1 protein-coding gene is annotated in these 572 nt (G+C 63.6%); it reads right to left on the reverse strand.

What is annotated here, in order from left to right:
- Nucleotides 1-67 precede the first annotated feature (67 nt).
- On the reverse strand, nt 68-572 hold a 505-nt coding region (locus A6A04_RS02255), incomplete at its 5' end, for an ATP-binding protein (RefSeq protein WP_172822721.1).

The raw sequence follows: 572 nt of genomic DNA on the forward strand, positions 1-572 counted from the left end.
TGTCAACGGCGACCTAATTTTCCCCATTTCGGGCGGACGGAAATTCCCCAGGTGGAGGGATCGGTGATCAGCCGGATTGTGGATCGGCGCTTCGGTCTTTCGGTGGTCGTCCGCGACGACGTGGCAGGTTGGTTTGGAGGGATGTCGAGGTCCTGGCCGTGCTGTTTTCCGGCATGAAGGCGGCGTGCTGGCGCAGGCGATAGCTTGAGCCTTCAATCTGGACGACGACGGCGTGGTGGAGCAGACGGTCGAGCAAGGCGGTTGCGACGACAGGATCGCCGAACACCTCGCCCCATTCGACGAAGCCGCGGTTTGAAGTGAGGATCATGGCTCCCCGTTCGTAGCGCGCGTTGACGAGCTGGAAGAAGAGGTTGCCTCCGCCCGCGATGACGGGGAGATAGCCGATTTCGTCGACGATCAGCAGGGCCGGCCGGCATAGGAAGCGGATGCGCTCTCGGAGGGTGCCTTCCCGTTCGGCCTTGGCAAGCGACGCGACGATCTCGGCCAGGGTGGCGAAGTAGACGCTTCGCCCGGCCTTTACCGCCTCGACGCCCAATGCCAGGGCCAAGTGG

Origin of the sequence: Paramagnetospirillum marisnigri, from assembly GCF_001650715.1 — a bacterium.
GTDB lineage: Bacteria > Pseudomonadota > Alphaproteobacteria > Rhodospirillales > Magnetospirillaceae > Phaeospirillum > Phaeospirillum marisnigri.